The following is an 18,597-nucleotide window of genomic DNA, read 5'->3' as shown; positions in this document are numbered from 1 at the left end:
TCATCGGCCCGGCCCGCGTGTCGAATCTTGGATAGGCGCGGATGGTGCAGTCGCCGGCGCTCGCCAGGCGCGGTACGTCGCCGGAGCGCCTGCCGTCGATGCGACGGCTGCAGTCCCAAGGGCCCGTTCACGAGGTCCGCACCCAGGTGGGCCACGACGCGTGGCCGGTCACCGGGTACGAGCAGGTGCGGCGGCGGCTGGACGACGACCGGCTCGGCCGCGCCCACCCCGATCCGCCGAACGCCGCCCGCAGCGGGGAGTCCGTGCTGTTCGGCGGACCGCACGGCGACTACGACAACGAGCGGGCCGATCACGTCCGAATGCGGTCGCTGCTGCAGCCGCACTTCTCCGCGGGGCGCATGCGCGCGCTGCGACCGCGTGTCGAGGCGCTGGCAGCGGGACTCCTCGACGAGCTGGCCCGCCGCGAGTCCCCGGTGGACCTGAACGAGGCACTCGCCCTGCCGTTGCCGATCGCGGTGATCTGCGAACTGCTGCTGGCCAACCCCGGCCAGTGGCAGGCTCTGCGGGAGGATCCGAGCCTGGTCGAGGGCGCGGTCGAGGAGCTGACCGTTCGCACCGACGTGCTTACCGGTGGCCTGGTCGACCTGCCGATCACCTGGTGAGGCGGAGGATGAGGAGGGAGAACACCACGGCCACGCCGCGGGTCGGCCATCCGGTCTTCGCGCGCTTCTACACCCGCGTCAGCCAGGTGATGGAACGCCGCGGCATGGCCGAACACCGCCAGAGGTCACTGGCCGGGCCGGCCGGCCGGGTGATCGAGGTGGGCGCCGGCGCCGATCCGATGGTGAAGCCTTTGGCGTGCGGGCCCGCCGCGAGAAGAACGCCGCCCGCCACCAGAGCGGGAAAACGTCACGGCCGTTGCTCCGCGTGAGCCGATCCGAAACCACCAGGTCTGACAGGCCGCCGCCCCGGAATTTCGCCCGCCGGGTGACAAGGTCGCCCAGCGGCGAGTGTCGTGTCGGCGAGTTGCCCCTGCGTCGCCTCGCCGGTCGATATCTTGCGGTGCAGCGGCCGACGGCAAGTCGCCGACGTGCGGCGGACCGCGTCTCACCTGGGGCAAGTTCGCCGGGGGAGGTGTCGTATCCGGTCCGCGGCCGTTCGTCTGAACGGTAGGAGGTGGCACACGTGAAGTACGTGTTGATGTTCATAGAGACCGAGCAGTACCGCAAGGACTGGGACGCCAAGGACCAGGCCGAACGCGACTCGGCGTTCGAGAAGGTCGGCCGCTGGTTCGCCGAGCACGCCGACAGGATCATCCACAGCACCCAGCTGCATCCCGCGGCGGCGGCGACCACGGTACGGCTGGCGGCGGGCGCGGGCGACCCCGTCATCACCGACGGTCCCTTCGTCGAGGGCAAGGAGGTCGTCAGCGGCTACGTCGAGGCGGAGCTTTCCGACCTGGACGAGGCGTTGCGGATGGCGAGGTCATGGCCGGCCTGCCCGGTCGTGGAGGTACGCCCGGCCTCATGACGGCCGAGCCGGCACACGGTGCGCTGGCCCGCGTGGTGCGTGAGCACGCGGGCCGGCTCGCCGCGTCCCTGGTGTCCCTGCTCGGTGACTTCTCCGCGGCCGAGGACCTGGTTCAGGACGCGGTCGAGACGGCGTTGCGGCGCTGGCCGGTGGAGGGCATCCCCGAGCGGCCGGACGCGTGGCTGTTCACGGTGGCCCGCCGGCGGGGTCTTGACGTGCTGCGCCGCGAGGCGAACTACCGCGACAAGCTGACCCAGGTACGGTGGCCCGTCCAGCCCGCTCCGGGCGACCGGCTCGGGCTGGTCTTCACCTGTTGCCATCCGGCCCTGTCCAGGCAGGCGCAGATCGCCCTGACCCTGCGCGTGGTGTGCGGCCTGACCACAGCCCAGATCGCCGCGGCCTTCGTCGTGCCCGAGTCCACCGTGGCCCAGCGGCTGACCCGGGCGAAGAAGAAGATCGCCGGTGCCGGTGTCCCCTACCGTGTTCCCGCCGACGACGAACTGCCGACGCGTCTGGGCGAGGTGCTGGCCGTTGTCTACCTGTTGTTCAACGAAGGGTACCTGTCCAGCTGCGGGGAGCGGTCGCACTCGCGTGACCTGGTCGATGACGCCGAATGGCTCGCGGCGCTGCTGGCCGCCCTGATGCCGGCCGAGCCAGAGGCCGCCGGCCTTCTCACACTGATCCGGCTGCACCGGGCCCGGGCGGCGGCCCGGTTCGATCCGGAAGGCGCGCTGGTGCTGCTGCGAGATCAGGACCGCTCGCTGTGGAACCACACCGCCATCGGTGAGGCGATCGCGTCGCTGACCCGGGCGGCCCGGCGACACCGGCGGCCCGGCCCGTACCAGCTGCAGGCCGCGATCGTCGCCTGCCACGCGGAGGCGCGACGCTGGGAGGACACCGACTGGGCGCAGATCGCCGTCCTCTACGACATGCTGCTGCACCTGGCGCCCTCGCCGGTGGCCCGCCTGCATCGCGCCGTCGCCCTCCATCACACCGAAGGGCCGGGCGCCGCCATGGCCGAGCTGGAGGGATTGGGGGAGGCGCTGGATCGCTACGCGCTCTATCACGCGACGTTGGGTGAGGTGTTGCGAGCCCTGGGCCGTTTCGAGCAGGCGACGGCCGCCGACCGCCGGGCGCTCGGCCTCACCGCCAATCCGGCGCAGCAGGCTCTGCTGCGGGAACGGCTGGCCGAGGCGCAGCCGGATCTCTTCCTGGTGTCCCCGTAGCCCGTCACCGCCGGAACGCGGGCAGTGGGGCGGCGCGGCTCACACCGGATGCCAGGGCGCCCGCGGCGCGGTACGGCGCGACGCCGGGCTCACCCGCAGAGCGTAGGTGGGCCGGTCGGCGGGCACCGGGCCGAGGTAGGAGTGCCCGGTCAGATGACACCAGGCCGCCAGGTCGACGGGGGCGGCCGGATCCGGGGTGATCAGATGGATGAGGCTGTGCGGGGGCAGCGTGTCGGTGTGCCGCCGAAGCTCGAGGAGCAGCATCACGCAGGAGCGGTCACCGCCGTCCACCACCACGGCCGGTGACGCCGGGTCCGGCGGCCCGGCTCTCACGGGGATCCCTTCTCCAGGGGCAGCCCGGCCACCTGCCATTCGAGGATGCCCTCGGACAGCCGCTTGGCCTCCATGCCGTGGCTGGTCAGGAGGCGGACCGCCTCCGGCGCGAACACACAGTAGGCCCCCCGGCAGTAGGCGACGACCTCCGTGTCGGCCGGGAGTTCGTTCAACCGGTCGGGGAGCTCGCCGATGGGGATGCAGACCGCTCCGGGAATGTGCCCGGCCTCGAACTCCTCACGAGGGCGGACGTCCAGCACCGTGATCTGGCCGGAGGCCGCTCGTTGCAGCAGCTCATCGCGGGTGACCTCCTCGGTGTGCTCGCCGAGGTAGGCGGTGACGGCGGCCTGGACGTCCGCGAGGTGGGTGGCCGCCACGGTGCGCAGGCGGGCGTACAGGTCGGTGACGTCCTCGCCTGACAGGCGATACATCACCCGGACGCCGTCCCTGCGGGTCACGACGAGGCCGCCCTGCTTGAGAGCCTGCAGGTGCGCCGAGGTGCTCGTCATGCCCAGACCGGCGGTCTGGGACAGCGCTTCCACACTTCGCTCTCCTTGAGCGAGCAGGTCGAGCAACTCCAGCCGCTTGCCGTGACCTAGGGCTTTGCCAACTCGGGCAATTTGGTCAAACAGGGAGGCTTTTCGAGCCGCGTCTCCGACCATATAATCCTCCATGGAGCAATGGATTAATGGATGCATGGAGGATTATAGCGATCTATCGGGCGCATGTCGCCGTTTTCCGCCATGTCAAGGGCTTGACAACAAGATTTGCGCCGGTTCCGTACACCGGCGCGGCGGAACAGGCGAGCACGACGCTCCTGTACACCCGTGCATCCGCCTCGACACAGTGATCGATCTCGAGTTCGGTGGGAGCCCTGCACCATGTCAAAGACTGTTGTGGTCCTCGGAGCCGGCGTCGGCGGGCTGAGCGTCGCGAGCCGGCTTCGCGAGCAACTTCCCGAGAAGGACCGGATCCTCCTCCTGGATCGGTCCTTCGACGCGACCCTGGGACTGTCCCTGTTATGGGTGATGCGTGGCTGGCGCACCCCCGAGAACGTGCGTGTTCGGCCGACACCCGCCGCCCTGCCCGGCGTCGAGATGGTCACCACCACCGTCGAAGCCATCGAACCGCAACAGCGACGGGTCCTCACCGAGGCGGGCGAGATCCGCTACGACGCACTGGTGATCGCACTGGGGGCCGACCTGGCCCCCAGGAGCGTTCCGGGACTGGCCGAGGCGATCGAGGCGGGGCAGGCCGAAGAGTTCTACACGACGCATGGCGCGCGCTCGCTGCATCAGGGGTTGCTGAACCTGCGTCAGGGCCGCCTGGCGGTGCTGATCGCCGGCCTTCCCTTCAAATGTCCCGCCGCCCCCTTCGAGGCCGCCCTCCTGGCCGCGGATCTCCTGCGGGAGACCGGGGCGCGCGAGCACGTGCGCGTCGACACCCTCACCCCCGACCCGCTACCCATGCCGGTCGCGGGGCCCGTGGTCGGGCAGGCGCTGGTCGGCATGCTGAGCCGGTACGACATCGGTTTTCTGCCCCAGCGCGGCCTCGAACGCGTGGAGGGGGAGAACCGGCGGCTGGTCTTCACCGACGGCAGCCAGGAGGACTACGACTTGCTGGCCGTCGTTCCGCCGCACCGGCCACCCGCCGCGGTGGTCGGCCCGGGGTTGGGAACCTCCGGCTGGATTCCCGTCGACGCGCGCACCCTGACCACCGATCACGAGGGCGTGTGGGCGATCGGTGACGTGACCCTGCTGACCCTGCCCAACGGCAAGCCGCTGCCCAAGGCGGCGGTGTTCGCCGAAGGAGAGGCCGACGTGGTCGCCTTCGGAGTGGCCCGCCATCTCGGCTACGAGGCCCCCACGCCGTGGTTCACCGGATTCGGCTCCTGCTACATCGAACTGGGAGACCACGTGGCGGCCAAGGGAGAGGGAAACTTCCTGGAGGCGCCGGCGCCGATGGTGACGCTTCTTGAGCCCTCCGCCCGCTTCCACCAGGAGAAGGCCGACCAGGAAACCGACTGGATCAAACGCTGGAACGCCTAGCCACGCTCCATGCGCTCCTTGTGCTCGTTTCGGTCCCATGTGAAAGGAGTGGTAGAAAATGCCCACCGACAAGGTGACAGTGGTGCTCGCCGAGTTCGCCCGCGTCGCCAAGGCCATGGCCAACCCCATCCGACTGCACCTGCTCGACCTGCTCTCTCAGGCCGAACGCAACGTCGAGGATCTGGCCGCCGCCGCGAACGTCCCCATCGGCAACACCTCCGCCCAGCTCAAGGTGCTCCGTGACGCCGGGCTCGTGTCCAGTCGGAGGGAAGGCACCCGCATCTACTACCGGCTCGCGGGTGACGACGTCGCCTCGCTGTACGCCAGCCTGCGCCAGGTCTCCCGGCATCGCCTGCCCGACGAGCCGGCGGGCACCGGCCAGACCGGAGCCGTCCAGGCCGCGGGCACCGTCACCCGCGAGGAACTCCTGCGCCGGGTCCGCGACGGCAAGACCATACTCATCGACGTTCGCCCCGCGGTGGAGTACGTCTCCGCGCACATCCCCGGAGCCGTCTCGATCCCGCTGGAGGAACTCCGGGCCAGACTCGGTGAGGTGCCGGTGGGGAGTGAGGTGATCACCTATTGCCGCAGCGCCCATTGTTTCCTGTCCCGGGAGGCGGTCTGGCTTCTCAAAGCCCATGGTCGCTGCGCGCGTCATCTGGAGGAGGGCATGCTCGAATGGCGTCTACACCGCCTTCCGCTGGAATCGGGAATCCGAGCCGTTCGAAATCACGTGGTTCCCCTGCGGCCACGTCAGTTCGCCCATATCGCGGCCCCGGGCTCTTGAGCAGGGACACTGACCGGTTGTGGTGATTGACGCTGAGGAAAGGAGCGGCATACGCTCGGAAAAATCGCTGCAAAAGCGATAACGCCACGGGCGGCGGGTGTGAGGTGGGCCAATGCGACCCTCGCGGGGCAGCGGATCGTCATCTCCCGACAACGTCGGACTCCGCGCTCGGCGCCGCTCCGGCGCCGCACGCGGGTTCTCCTTCGCTCACTGGCTAGGATCGATGTCATGAGCGGGGATCTGGACGACGTGCTGCGGGCCATCGCCGAGCCGCGCCGGCGGGCGATCCTGCGCCTGGTGGCGACGCAGGAGTTGCCCGCTGGCCGAATCGCCGAGCACTTCGACGTCACTCGATCAGCGGTCTCCCAGCACCTGCAGGTTCTCAAGGACGCCGGGCTCATCCTCGAACGTCGCGACGGGACCCGGCGGATCTACCGCGCCAGCGAGGAGGCTCTGACCGAGCTTCGCGAGGTCGTCGAGTCGCTGTGGCAGCAGAGCCTGATGAAAGCTCGAGACACCGTTGAGGGTATGGAGGGCAGAGCGCACGATGAGTCGGCGGTCGGCTGAGAGATCTGGCAGACTGGCCAAGGTTGTTTCCGCGTCTGCTGAGGTCATGCCGATGAGTAGCTTGATTGGAACCGGAGTGGAGCCGATCCGTCACGCCGTCACCGTCGAGGCTGACCAGACCCGCACCTTCGGCACCTTCACCAGGCAGCTGGCGACGTGGTGGCCCATCGAGAGTTTCGCGATCGAGCCCGGGAAAGTCCGTGACGTCTGCGTGGAAGAGCACGTGGGCGGCCGCATCTACGAGGTGCTGCACGACGGCCAGGAACGCGACTGGGGTCATATCCTGCGCTGGGAGCCGCCCCAGCTCGTGACATTCACCTGGGAGGTGATCCAGGGGCCCGCCTTCACCGAGGTGGAGTTGCGCTTCAAGCCTCTCGGTCCCGCCCTGACCCGCGTGGAAATGATTCACAAGGGCTGGGAGAACCTCACCCCGCTGCTCATGGACTACTACCTGGCGCACCAGTCGGGCTGGCCGATGATCCTGGGGCGCTTCGAGTCCACCTTCTCCGCCTGACCTCCAACGCGAAGCGCTTATCGCAGGTGAACGTGGTCAGCCCGTGATCCGCTGAGTTCGTCTGCCGTCCCCGTGAGGGCCGCCGGAATATCGCCCGCGCTTTTCACCGTACGTTCGCCGTACCCACCGATCATTTCGCCATGAATGCTGCCCGTGTGCGCATCCGGACAGTATTCAATTGATTACCGCGTATTATTCAATAGATCCTTGGGGAATTATCCTCGCAACCATGTGTCTTGCGTCATGATTTCTGTTGACAATTTACGCCGAATGTTATTGATTGCCTTTCAGGCCTCCATCGAATGCAATGGGGTTTGGACGATGGCAATCTCGGGCTCATTTTTAAGATCACTTTTTCGCCGGCCGCTCACTCTTGATCCAAATGATCTCGACCTCATGCGGCGAGGCTTCTCACCCGCGTCACCTCCGGTGCAGCCGGTCCTCGACGGCGTGGTGCGCAGCTTCGCCGCCGGCTACAACGCGGCGCTCGAACGCGAGCCCCGCGAACTCACCTTCGAAACGCTCAGCCCCGCGCTGCGAGGCTTCGCCTACGAAGGCGCCGCCATGAGCACGACCCTGCTGGACCTGCTGACCGGCACGAGAGGGCGCGGGCTGGCCGCCCTGGAGCGGGGAAGCGAGCAGCGCTACACGCACCTGATCCATGTCGGGGCGGGATGGGCGTTCGCGCGGATGCGCCTGCGCCCGTGGACGGGCATCCGCTTCGGCCGGCCACCGCTGCACTGGCTCGCGTGGGACGGATGGGGCTTCCACCAGGCGTTCTTCCGGCCGGCTCAGGTCTTCACCGGCCGGCTCGAACGAGCCGCAAGAGCAGAGAGCAGACCCATCCGCGACCAGGGCGCGGGACGGGCCCTGTGGTTCTACGCCGGAGCCGACCCGGCCCGCATCCGCGATGTCATCACCACCTTCGCACCCGGCCGCCGACCCGACCTGTGGGCCGGCATCGGCCTGGCGGCCACCTACACCGGCGCGCAACCACCGGACGTCCTGGACGAGCTCCTCACATCGTCGATCGGCTTCCACGACCACCTCGCCCAGGGCTCGGCGTTCGCCGCCAAAGCGCACTGCCTGTCCGGCATCGTGCCCCCGCAGGTGACGAGCGCGGTGAGGATCTTGACCGGCGCCGAACCCGAAGCCGCCGCCGAATGGACCGACGCCTCACTTCGCGCTGTCGACGGCCACGACCACACACCACGGGCCTACCAGGACTGGCGCGCCGGCATCCGCCGCGCCTGGGCCATGCACACAGGGGGAGTCACCACGTGAAAGGCCGAATCAAAGTTCGCGCGGCTCAGCTGTGCGCACTGCTGCTGACCGTCGCAGGCTGGCACTTCGCGCGGCTTCCCGACGCCGCGCCCGCCACGGCCACGTCACCGGCCCCGGTGTTCGCCTTCCAGAAACTGCCCCTGAACACGGCCACCACCAAGCGCGACATACGCGTCGTGGCCCCCGCCTACGAAAAGATCAGACACTGGATCTCCTCGGTCGGCGCCGCCGTCGCACTGGCCGACCTGGACGCGAACGGACGAGCCGACGACACCTGCCTGGTGGACCCCCGCGACGACTCCGTCACGCTCCTTCCCGCCCCGGGCACCGAGAGCCGCTACGCCCCCGTGACACTCGCGCCGACCGGTCTCGCCTACAACGCGACCATGGCACCGATGGGGTGCGTCCCCGGCGACTACAACGAGGACGGCCGGATGGACGCACTCGTCTACCACTGGGGCCGCTCGCCCATCCTCTTCCTGAGGAAGGCCGACCCGATGACCTCCGCCGCCTTCGCCCCGCAGGAGCTCGTCCAGCCGTACCAGGTCTGGAACACCAACGCGGTGTCCCTCGCCGATTTCGACGGCGACGGCCACACCGACATCGTCGTGGGCAACTACTTCCCCGACGGCGCCCGCGTCCTCGATCCCACGGCGCGGCAACCCGAACTGCAGATGCAGGACTCGATGTCGGCCGGCTACAACGCGGGCCGCAACCGCGTGCTGCTCTTCCAGGGCGCCCGAGGAGGCACCACCCCGCAGGCGCGGTTCACCGAGGCGGCCGGCGCGCTGTCGGCGGAGATGGCCAACGGCTGGACGCTCGCGCTGGGCGCCCAGGACCTGAACGCCGACGGCCTGGCCGACCTGTACGTGGCCAACGACTTCGGCCCCGACCGGCTGCTGCGCAACATCTCCACCCCCGGCAACCCCCGCTTCCAGCTGATGGACGGGATCCGCCACCTCACCACCCCCAAGTCCAAGGCGCTGGGACGCGACTCCTTCAAGGGCATGGGCGTCACCTTCACCGACCTCAACCAAGATGACGTGCCTGACATGGTCGTCAGCAACATCACCGAGGAGTTCGCGCTCCTGGAAAGCAACTTCGCGTGGATCAGCGCCCGCAAGAACGTGCTGGACGACGACGGGACCGCCTACTACGACGATCACAGCGAACCACTGGGACTGTCACGAGCCGGGTGGGGCTGGGACATCAAGGCAGGCGACTTCGCCGGCGACGGCCAAACCCAGATCCTCCAGGCCACCGGCTTTTTGAAGGGCACGACCAACCGCTGGCCCGAACTGCAGGAGCTGGCGATGACGAACGACGGATTCCTCGTCCACCCCGGAGCCTGGCCCGAGTTCGGCCCCGGCGACGACGTCTCCGGCGATGATCCCGACCGGTTCTTCGTCCGGGACTCCAGCGGCCGCTTCCAGGACATCGCCGCCCAGCTGGGCGTCGACAACCCCGGGCCGACCCGGGGCATGGCGCTGGCCGACGTCGACCACGACGGGCGCCTGGACTTCGCGGTGGCCAACCAGTGGCGGCAGTCCTACTTCTACCGCAACACCCGAACCACCCAGCACCCCTTCCTGGGACTGCAGCTCCTGCGGCCCGCGACAGCGTGCGGCGGCCCTGCCACCTCGGCCTCCACACCCGCGATCGGAGCCACCGCGCTCGTGCGCTCCGGCGCCGCCGGCACCAGAACCGGCCAGGTCCACCCCGCCAACGGCCACGGAGGCGTCTCCTCACCCGAGCTCCTCTTCGCGCTCGGCGCCGCCGCGACCCCGGCGAAGGTGACCGTCGCCTGGCGCGACGCCTGCGGCGTCCGCCACAGCACCGACCTCACCCTCACCCCGGGCTGGCACACCGTACTGCTCGGAACCGACGGCACGGCACGGGAGATCACCCGATGACACGCACCCCAGACCCCCGCACCACCGCACTGCGCCGGTTCGCCCTCTCGATCACCGTCTTCAACGTGCTGGGACACGCCTTCCTGGGATTCGAGCAGGCCTACGCCACGCCACTCACCGCGATTCTCGTCGCCTACGCCATGGAACTCGGCCTGGAGCGGATCGACGCGACGGCCAACGGCAGGCCCGCCAAATACGCCGGCGGCTGGATACCCCTTGTCAACTTCCTGCTGCCCGCCCACATCAGCGCCCTGGCCTGCGCCATGCTGCTGTACGCCAACGACCGCCTCGAACCCGTGATCTTCGCCGTCATCGTGTCCATCGCCTCGAAGTACCTGATCCGCGTGCGGCTCAACGGCAACCTCAGGCACGTGCTCAACCCCTCCAACACCGGCATCGTCGCGGTGCTGCTGCTGTTTCCGTGGGTGGGGATCGCGCCGCCCTACCACTTCACCGAATGGGTGAGCGGACCCCTGGACTGGATCATCCCGGCGGCCATCCTCGCGGCGGGGACGATGCTCAACGCCATGCTCACCAAGAAGATGCCGCTGATCCTGGGCTGGGTGGGAGGATTCGCGGCCCAAGCCGTGATCCGCACGATGATCGACGGAACCGCCACGGTGACCGCTTTGACGGTGATGACGGGAACCGCGTTCGTGCTCTTCACCAACTACATGATCACCGACCCCGGCACCACCCCCGTCAAACCCAGCCGCCAGGTCCTGTTCGGCCTTGGCGCCGCCTGTGTCTACGGCCTGCTGATGCACTTCCACATCGTCTTCGGCCTCTTCTTCGCCCTGGTCATCACCTGCGTCGTCCGCGGCGCCGCGCTCGCCGTCGTCTCCTTGCGCCGGCGTGCCACCGGGGCGGCACCCGCCCCAGCCCAGCAGGGCGCACCCGAACTCTCCGTGTCCGGCCTCACTTCCGGGCACGCCGCGAACAGGACGTGATCCATGGACGAGTCGATCGCGATCGTCGGCGCCGCCTGCAAATACCCCGACGCCGACGGCCTGGACCGACTGTGGGAGATGGTCCTGTCGGGACGCAGAGCGTTCAGGCCCATCCCACCCGCCCGGCTCAATCTCGACGACTACTCGATGACCGCGGCGGGCGACCTGGACGGCACCTACGCCAGGTTCGCCGCGGTACTGGAGGGATGGACGTTCGACAGGGCCCGCTTTCGCGTACCGGGCTCCGTGCACCGCGTCACCGACACGGCGCACTGGCTGGCCCTGGAGATCGCCGCGGACGCGCTGCACGCGGCCGGGTTCCCCGACGCCCACGGCCTGGACCGCGACCGGGTGGGCGTGGTCGTCGGCAACACGATGAACGGCGAGTTCAGCCGGGCGGCCGGCCTGCGGCTGCGCTGGCCCTACGTGCGGCGCGTGCTCCAGCACGCGCTGAGCGCCGAGGGATGGGACCCCGGCGCGCAGGCCCGTCTCCTCGCCGGCCTGGAGCAGACCTACAAGAGCCCCTTCCCCGAACCCAATGACGAGAGCCTGGCGGGCGGGCTGGCCAACACCATCGCCGGGCGCATCTGCAACCACTTCGACCTGCGCGGCGGCGGGTACACCGTGGACGGCGCCTGCTCCTCCTCCCTGCTCGCCGTCGTCACCGCGGCCAGGGCGCTGCGGGCCGGCGACCTCGACGTGGCGATCGCCGGCGGGGTCGACCTGAGCCTCGACCCCTTCGAGCTGGTCGGCTTCGCGCGTACCGGCGCGCTCGCCACCTCGGCGATGCGGATCTACGACGCCGACCCCACCGGTTTCTGGCCGGGAGAGGGGTGCGGCATGGTGGTCTTGATGCGGGCCGAGGACGCCCTGGCCGCCGGCCGCACCCCGCTGGCCCTCATCCGCGGCTGGGGCGTCTCCTCCGACGGCCGGGGCGGGATCACCCGGCCTGAGCGGGCGGGCCAGCTGCTCGCCGTCCACCGAGCCTACGAGCAGGCGGGGTTCGGCCCCGAGACGGTGTCCCTGTTCGAGGGACACGGCACCGGGACCGCGGTCGGCGACAGCGTGGAGATCTCCACTTTGACCGAGGCGCAACGCGGCCTCAGAACCCTCCCTCCCGCCGCGCTGGGTTCCATCAAGGCCAACATCGGCCACACCAAGGCCGCGGCCGGTGTCGCCGGGCTGCTGAAGGCGGCCCTGGCCCTGCAACGACAGGTCATCCCCGCGACGACCGGCTGCGAGGAGCCGCACGAACTGCTGCGCGCCCCCTCAGCGCCGCTCCGCGTGGTTGACGAGCCCGAACCCTGGCCGCAGGGCGCGCCGCTGCGCGCCGCGGTGAGCGCCATGGGCTTCGGCGGCATCAACACCCACCTCGTCCTGGAATCGCCCACCCCTCGGCACCGCTCCTCGTTCACCCGCGGTGAACGGCGCATCGCCCGGCGTCGGCTCGGCCACGAGGTGTTCGTCTTCGGCGCGGTCACCCGCGAAGGCCTCGTGGCACAGCTGGAGCGGGCGGCGTCCGTCGCCGCGTCGATGTCCCTCGCCGAACAGGTGGACCTGGCCGCCGGCCTGGCCCGGGCCGCGGCCGGCGCGCACCACGGCCATCGCGCCGCCGTGGTGGCGGCGGACCCCGAGCAGCTGGCCCGCCGGTTACGGCAGGCGGCCCACCTGGTCGACGGCCATGACGGCGACGGGCTCGTGACCGTTCCCGGAATCAGCGTCGCGAGCGGTTCCCCCGGCCGCGTGGGCCTGCTGTTCACCGGTCAAGGCGCCGTGCCGCCCACGCGGGCCGGTGCGCTCGGCGTCGTCCTGCCCGACATCGAGGACCACTTCGGGAAGGTACCGGCGGGGCGAGAGCCCGCCGACACGGCCGTCGTCCAACCGGCGGTCGTGAAGGCCTCGCTGGCGGGCCTGCGCTGGCTGCGGCGGCTCGGCGTCAGCGCGCACGCCGCGGTGGGTCACAGCCTCGGCGAGATCACCGCGCTGCACTGGGGCGAGGTGATGGGCGAAGACGACGTCGTCGCCCTGGCCACCGCGCGAGGGCGCATCATGAGCGAGCACGGAGCACCCCGCACCGGAATGATCTCGGTCGCCGCGGGCGCGGACCTGTTGGCCCGCCTGACCTCCGGCACCGGCGTCGTCATGGCGGCCGACCACGGAACCTCGCGCGTACTGGCCGGCCCCACCGATGATCTGGACCGCATCATGCGCCGCTGCCGGGAGCAGAACGTGGTGGCGAAGCCGTTGAGGGTCAGCCACGGCTTCCACTCACCGGCCTTCGCGGCGGCCGAGCCGGAACTCGGGCGCCACCTGCACACGATCGAGATGAACGCCCCGGCTCGCCGCGTGCACTCGACGGTCAGCGGTGACCTGCTCACCGGTGAGACCGACGTGCGCCTGCTGCTCACCCGCCAGCTGACGGCGCCGGTACTCTTCCGCCAGGCCGTATCGGCGCTGGCCCAGTCGTGTGACCTGCTCGTCGAAGTCGGCCCCGGGCACGCCCTGGCCTCACTCGCGGGAGACATCACCTCCGTTCCCGCCCTGTCCCTGGACGTCGGCACCGAGTCGGGGCTGGCGCTGTGCCAGGTGGCGGGAGCGCTGCATGCCCTCGGTGCGGCGCCCGACCTGCGGCCGATGTTCGCCGAACGCTTCCACCGAGACTTCGACCTGTGGCGTGATCCTGAGTTCCTGGAAAATCCCTGTGAGCAGGCTCCGACGACCGTCGCCCTGCCCGACGTGCGGCCCCCCGCCACCGCCCCCCAGGCCCCGGCCGAGGCGCCCGGACAAAACGGAAACGTCTCCTCGCTGGTCAAAAAGCTGGTGGCCGACACCATTGAGCTCCCCGTCACCGATATCGACGACCACGACCGGCTGCTGAGCGACCTGCATCTGAACTCGCTGCGCGTGGTGCAGCTCGCCGCCCAGGCGGCGACGGCCTGCCGGCGAGCCATTCCGGTCGAACCGCTGATGCTCGCGGACATGTCGATCGTGGAACTGAGCCGGCTGATCGAAACCCTTCCCGCCGCCGACGACGACGCCGGAGCCGAGGGGCCAACGCCCCCGGGCGTGGCCGACTGGCACCGCGTCCTGGTGCCGCGTCCCGAGCCGGTCGAGCTGACGGGCCGGACCGCCGACCACTCCTGGCGCGTCCGGGGGAGCGGGCCGCTGCGCGCCGAACTGGAGCCACTGCTGCGCACCGACGACCGGCGGCCCCTTGCCGAACTCCTCTTCCTGCCCGAGGACCCCGGCGACCAGGAGATCGCCGAACTGCTCGACGTCGCGCGCGCGGCCGTCGAGACGGCGACCCCGCTCACCGTCGTCGACCACGGAGACACGGCCTCGGGATACCTGGCCACGATCCGGCAGGAGCACCCGGAGCTGGCGATTCGCTGGGTGGGAGCCTCCTGCCGCGGCGCGGCCGCCACGACCGCCCGCATCCTGCGCTCCCCTCTCGACGCCCACCCCGAACTCCTGGTCGACGAGAACGGCCAGGCCCACACCGTCGGCTACACGCCCATGACGTCCGCCCCGGACACGGAGATCCCGCTGGGCGAAGCCGACATCGTCCTGGTCACCGGCGGAGGCAAGGGCATCGGCTTCCACAGCGCCCTGGCCCTGGCAAAGCCGTCGGGGGCGCGCCTGGCGCTTCTCGGCCGCGCCGCCCCGGAGGGCGACGACGAACTGCGCGAGAACCTGTCGCTGCTGGCCACCTCCGGGATCGGCCACCTCTACCTGCGCGCCGACGTGAGCGACGCGGCCGACCTGCGCCGAGCGGTCCACCAGATCACCTCCGAGCTCGGCCCGATCACCGCGGTCGTCCACAGCAGCGGGATCAACCGCCCCAAGCGCTTCACCGAGCTACGAGCGGACGACTACGCCGAGCACGCGGCCGCCAAGTACCGGGGCCTGCGCCTGCTCGTCGACGCCCTCGACACCTCCCGTCTGCGCCTGCTGGTCACCTACGGATCGGTGATCGGAAGGTTCGGCCTGCCAGGGGAGGCGCACTACGCGCTGGCCAACGGCCGGATGCGCGAGCTGGCCCGCGTACTCGCCCGCGACCTGCCGCACTGCTGGGTCTGCAACGTGGACTGGACCGCCTGGTCCGGTGCCGGCATGGGCGAGCGGCTCGACGTCCTGGACGGCCTCATCCGCGCCGGGGTGGTTCCGCTTCCCGTCGAGGCGGGCCTCGACCTGCTCCGGAACCTGCTGTCGGCACGCCCGGCCGCACCGAGCGTCCTGGCCACGGGCCGCCTTCCCCAGCTGAACCGCGAACCCGCCCTCGACGAGCACCCCTACCTTCGGCGGATCCGCACCCTGGTTCCCGGCGTCGAACTCGTCGCCGAGGCCGACCTCGACGCCCAGCTCGACCCCTACCTGCTCGACCACCGCATCGACGACCTCCTGGTACTTCCAGCCGTCTGCGCCCTGGAGGCGATGGCACAGGCGGCCGGCGCGCTGAGCGGACATCCTGTCACGAACCTGGAGAACTGCCGGTTCGAACGCCCAGTGATCATCCCGGAGGCGGGGGCCGCGACCATCAGGATCTGCGCGCTGGCCGGAGAGGACGGCGACATCGAGGTCGTCGTCCGCAGCGACGAGAGCGGCTACACCGTCGACCACTTCGGCTGCCGCGCGGTGTTCGCGGCCCGCGACCCCGAAGACGTGACCGCGAGGCGGTCGCGGCTGCCCGCCCACCAAGGGCACGACCTCTACGGCCCCACCTTCTTTCACGGTCCGCTCTTCCAGCGGCTGCGACGCTACGACCACCTCGAGGCGACCGCGTGCACGGCCGTCCTGGAGGCCGACGAGCGGTGGCGGTTCGGCGCGGCGACGACAGGACCCCTCCTGCTCGGCGACCCCTCCCTGAACGACGCGACCATCCACGTCCTGCAGGCGTGCGTACCGAACCGGCGCCTGCTCCCCGTCGGCTGCGACGCGTTCACCCTCCACCGCCACGAGCCACACGACGGCGATGACCTGGTCCTGGCAGCGGTCGAACGCTCCCACACGGGAGCGGACCACACCTACGACGTGACCGTCCGTGACACCGCCGGCAACCCCGTCCTGAGCTGGGCAGGGCTGCGGCTTCGAGACGTCGGCCCCATCGAACCCCCCCACGGATGGCCCGCCGTCCTCCTCGGCCCCTACCTTGAGCGAGGGCTGGACACCCTGCTTCCCGGCGCCGGCCTCGGGGTGCGGGTCCTGCCCGCCGCGCGGGAGGGGACACCCCGCCACGGCGGCGAGCGACCCGAGGCGCCGGACGCGCAGCAAAGCCGCAGCCACCTCGACGATCTCCTCCTGCGGGTCACCGGGCCGGCCCCGCTGACCTGCGACTGGGAATGGGTGAACGAGGAGACGCAGCGACCAGGCGCGATGGCGCACTGGAACAGCCTGGCCGACCAGATCACCAGGATGACCGACGAACCGGAAACCCGGGTGCTGGCCCGGCTGTGGACCGTCCGCGAGTGCCTGTCCAAGACCGGCCGGGTCGCCGCGCAGGCTCCGCTCACCGTTCAAGGCGTCTACGAGCAGGACTGGCTGCTCCTGCGCAACGGCGCCGAGCATCTCGTCTCGGCGGTGGTCGTCGTCGAGGGCCGGCGCCACCCCGCCGCGATCGCCGTCATGGTGAAAGGAGGATCGTGACCTCCCTCCCGGGAGAGGTGGCGCATGCGAGCGCCGAAGGCCGGCGCCTCACGCCGAACACCGGGCGGCGACGCCCCCTTCTCGGTGTCGTCGGTTGCGGCGCCATGGGCGCCGCCCTGACAGAACTGTTCGCCGGCCACGGTTTCCCCGTCTACCTGGCAGGGGGCAGACGGCGAACCGCGGAAGACCTCGCGGCACGCGTCCCCGCCGTCACGGCCGCGGACCTCGACGCGGTGGCCGAGAAGGCGGACGTGCTGATCCTGGCGACTCCGGTACGGGCGAGCTGCCTGGAGATCGCGCCACGGATCGGGCACCGCCTCGCCGGAAAGGTGCTGATGGACGTCTCCAACCCCGGCCCGGCGGACCTGTACGGCATCGAACACCGCTCCGCGGCCGAGCTGATCGCCGAGTCCTTTCCGAAGAGCACCGTCGTCAAGGCCCTCAACTGCGTCTCGGCGCGTCAGGTCCGGGCCGTCGCCAACGGCGGACCGGCACCCACGGTGCCCATCGCCGGCGACGACCACGAGGCGAAGCGGTCCATCGCCCAGATCCTGCGGCAGACCGGATTCGACGCGGCCGACGCCGGCCCGCTGGACAGCAGCCGGTGGGTCGAGGGACTGACCGAACTGCTGCGCCGACTCGGGCACGAGGAGGGGCTGGGGGACGCCGTGGGCTTCCGGCTCCTGCGCCTGGCTCCCACGGCCCGCACAGCCACCGATATCCGTGAACCGGAAGGGAAGACACCGTGACAAACCTCGACACCGGCGTGGCGGAAACCTCCACCCGTCACAGCTCGGTGCCCGCACGGCGGGGCCTCGTCATCGCCCTCAGCACCCTGGCCGGGTTCGCCCTGACCGTCGTATGGTCGGCCCCGTTCGTCGACCGGGTCATCGGTGACAGCGTCACCGGCGCGATCCTCGGGCACGAGAGCACCGACGCCCCCATCGCGGGAGTCCTCTCAGGCATCGCCTTCGCCTTCGCCAGCGGCGTCGGCGGCACCTTCACCGCGTGCAACATCGCGGCCCTTGGCGCGGTCGCCCCGCTGATGGGGGAAAGACGCTCGCTGCGCGGCCGGCTGGGACAGGCCCTGCCCCCGCTCGGCTGGCTGGTGGCGGGCATGGCCGTCGTGTCGGCCGCCTACGGCGTCATCGCCGCCCTGTTCGGCACGCACATGCCGCAGTACTCGACCGCGACGGTGAGCACCGGGCTCGCTCCGCGTCTCGTCCAGTCGATGGTGGTCTTCGGAGTGATCGGCCTGGCCCTGTGCTATCTGGGACTCGCCGCCCTGAAACTGGTCAGGGACCCGATGGAGCGGCTGTCGCGGCGTTTTCCCCACGCGCGCTCGGCCCTGATGGGCGTTTTGATCGGCGCCTTCCTCGTCGGCCGCCCGTTCGGGCTCTACCGGCAGCTCTTCCGTGACGTCGCCGACAGTCACAACCCGCTTTACGGGGCCTTCTCCTTCGTGATGCAGTCCCTGGGCAACATCATCGTTCTCGCCGTCCTCTTCCTGCTTTTGACGGTCGCGGCCGGCGGACGTCTCCAGCGCTGGATCGCCGCCAGGCCGAGCCGGGCCGCGGTGATCACCGGATCGGCGTTCCTGGTGGCGGGAGTGTTCACCTTCCTCTACTGGGACGTGCGGCTCCTCGCGCGCACCGGCGTCATCTGGTATCCGATCATCACCTGGTACTGACCTCGCCCTTTCGTGAGGAGTGCCCCGGCGGCCCTAGGGCTGCCGGGGCACTCCTCACGGGCCCGCGAAGCCTTTGCGCTTTCAGAAGCGGTAGTGAACCGCCGGGGCGCCCACCGGCCGGTGAGCGCTGCCACCTCCCGGCGACCTGAGC

Annotated in this window: 16 protein-coding genes; 14 read left to right on the top strand and 2 right to left on the bottom strand. The window is 70.3% G+C overall.

Annotated features, from left to right (window positions below):
* Positions 1-41 precede the first annotated feature (41 nt).
* The 4 genes from ACTOQ1_RS37665 (at position 42) to ACTOQ1_RS37650 (ending at position 2,717) form a co-directional block, all read left to right on the top strand.
* Entirely contained in the window at positions 42-623 is a 582-nt protein-coding gene (locus ACTOQ1_RS37665) for a hypothetical protein (RefSeq protein ID WP_440072841.1), read from the top strand.
* 8 nt (positions 624-631) lie between these two features.
* Entirely contained in the window at positions 632-892 is a 261-nt protein-coding gene (locus tag ACTOQ1_RS37660) for a hypothetical protein (RefSeq protein WP_440072839.1), read from the top strand.
* A gap of 254 nt (positions 893-1,146) precedes the next feature.
* Complete coding sequence (locus tag ACTOQ1_RS37655) at positions 1,147-1,491, top strand: YciI family protein (protein WP_440072837.1); 345 nt, start codon at positions 1,147-1,149, stop codon at positions 1,489-1,491.
* Entirely contained in the window at positions 1,488-2,717 is a 1,230-nt protein-coding gene (locus tag ACTOQ1_RS37650; protein WP_440072835.1) for an RNA polymerase sigma factor, read from the top strand. The genes ACTOQ1_RS37655 and ACTOQ1_RS37650 overlap by 4 nt, the downstream gene beginning before the upstream one ends.
* Before the next feature lie 39 nt (positions 2,718-2,756).
* Here the strand turns inward: ACTOQ1_RS37650 and ACTOQ1_RS37645 are convergent, their stop codons facing one another.
* Together ACTOQ1_RS37645 and ACTOQ1_RS37640 are read right to left on the bottom strand one after the other, a co-directional pair.
* Positions 2,757-3,050, bottom strand: coding sequence for a sulfurtransferase TusA family protein (locus ACTOQ1_RS37645; protein ID WP_440072833.1), 294 nt, complete (start codon positions 3,048-3,050; stop codon positions 2,757-2,759).
* Complete coding sequence (locus ACTOQ1_RS37640) at positions 3,047-3,712, bottom strand: ArsR/SmtB family transcription factor (RefSeq protein ID WP_440072831.1); 666 nt, start codon at positions 3,710-3,712, stop codon at positions 3,047-3,049. Before ACTOQ1_RS37640 ends, ACTOQ1_RS37645 begins: the two co-directional genes overlap by 4 nt.
* Positions 3,713-3,931: 219 nt before the next feature.
* On the opposite strand from ACTOQ1_RS37640, the gene ACTOQ1_RS37635 reads away from it, so the two are divergent.
* The 10 genes from ACTOQ1_RS37635 (at position 3,932) to ACTOQ1_RS37590 (ending at position 18,446) form a co-directional block, all read left to right on the top strand.
* Positions 3,932-5,098, top strand: a complete 1,167-nt coding sequence (locus ACTOQ1_RS37635) for an NAD(P)/FAD-dependent oxidoreductase (RefSeq protein ID WP_440072828.1) — start codon at positions 3,932-3,934, stop codon at positions 5,096-5,098.
* Between the two features lie 58 nt (positions 5,099-5,156).
* Positions 5,157-5,885 (top strand): ArsR/SmtB family transcription factor, encoded by a 729-nt coding sequence (locus tag ACTOQ1_RS37630; protein ID WP_440072827.1) that lies wholly within the window; start codon positions 5,157-5,159, stop codon positions 5,883-5,885.
* A 228-nt stretch (positions 5,886-6,113) separates the two neighbouring features.
* Entirely contained in the window at positions 6,114-6,452 is a 339-nt protein-coding gene (locus ACTOQ1_RS37625; RefSeq protein WP_440072825.1) for an ArsR/SmtB family transcription factor, read from the top strand.
* 52 nt (positions 6,453-6,504) lie between these two features.
* Positions 6,505-6,966 (top strand): SRPBCC domain-containing protein, encoded by a 462-nt coding sequence (locus ACTOQ1_RS37620; RefSeq protein ID WP_440072824.1) that lies wholly within the window; start codon positions 6,505-6,507, stop codon positions 6,964-6,966.
* A 144-nt stretch (positions 6,967-7,110) separates the two neighbouring features.
* Entirely contained in the window at positions 7,111-8,250 is a 1,140-nt protein-coding gene (locus ACTOQ1_RS37615) for a DUF1702 family protein (RefSeq protein ID WP_440072822.1), read from the top strand.
* The gene (locus tag ACTOQ1_RS37610) at positions 8,247-10,163 is read left to right on the top strand and encodes a CRTAC1 family protein (RefSeq protein WP_440072821.1); all 1,917 of its coding nucleotides are present in this window, start codon (positions 8,247-8,249) and stop codon (positions 10,161-10,163) included. The genes ACTOQ1_RS37615 and ACTOQ1_RS37610 overlap by 4 nt, the downstream gene beginning before the upstream one ends.
* The gene (locus ACTOQ1_RS37605; protein ID WP_440072820.1) at positions 10,160-11,113 is read left to right on the top strand and encodes an enediyne biosynthesis protein UnbU; all 954 of its coding nucleotides are present in this window, start codon (positions 10,160-10,162) and stop codon (positions 11,111-11,113) included. The genes ACTOQ1_RS37610 and ACTOQ1_RS37605 overlap by 4 nt, the downstream gene beginning before the upstream one ends.
* A 3-nt stretch (positions 11,114-11,116) precedes the next feature.
* Positions 11,117-16,756 carry an SDR family NAD(P)-dependent oxidoreductase gene (locus tag ACTOQ1_RS37600; RefSeq protein WP_440072819.1) on the top strand — a complete coding sequence of 1,880 codons (5,640 nt, stop codon included), beginning with the start codon at positions 11,117-11,119 and terminating at the stop codon, positions 16,754-16,756.
* On the top strand, positions 16,753-17,505 hold the full coding sequence (locus ACTOQ1_RS37595) for an NADPH-dependent F420 reductase (protein WP_440072818.1): 753 nt from the start codon (positions 16,753-16,755) through the stop codon (positions 17,503-17,505). Before ACTOQ1_RS37600 ends, ACTOQ1_RS37595 begins: the two co-directional genes overlap by 4 nt.
* Entirely contained in the window at positions 17,502-18,446 is a 945-nt protein-coding gene (locus ACTOQ1_RS37590) for a hypothetical protein (RefSeq protein ID WP_440072817.1), read from the top strand. The genes ACTOQ1_RS37595 and ACTOQ1_RS37590 overlap by 4 nt, the downstream gene beginning before the upstream one ends.
* Positions 18,447-18,597 lie beyond the last annotated feature (151 nt).

It is taken from the genome of Streptosporangium sp. OZ121, assembly GCF_051918885.1.
In the GTDB taxonomy this organism is placed as follows: domain Bacteria; phylum Actinomycetota; class Actinomycetes; order Streptosporangiales; family Streptosporangiaceae; genus Streptosporangium.
The sequence above is the reverse complement of the archived record's forward strand: the minus strand, read 5'-3'. Positions and strand labels throughout refer to the sequence as shown.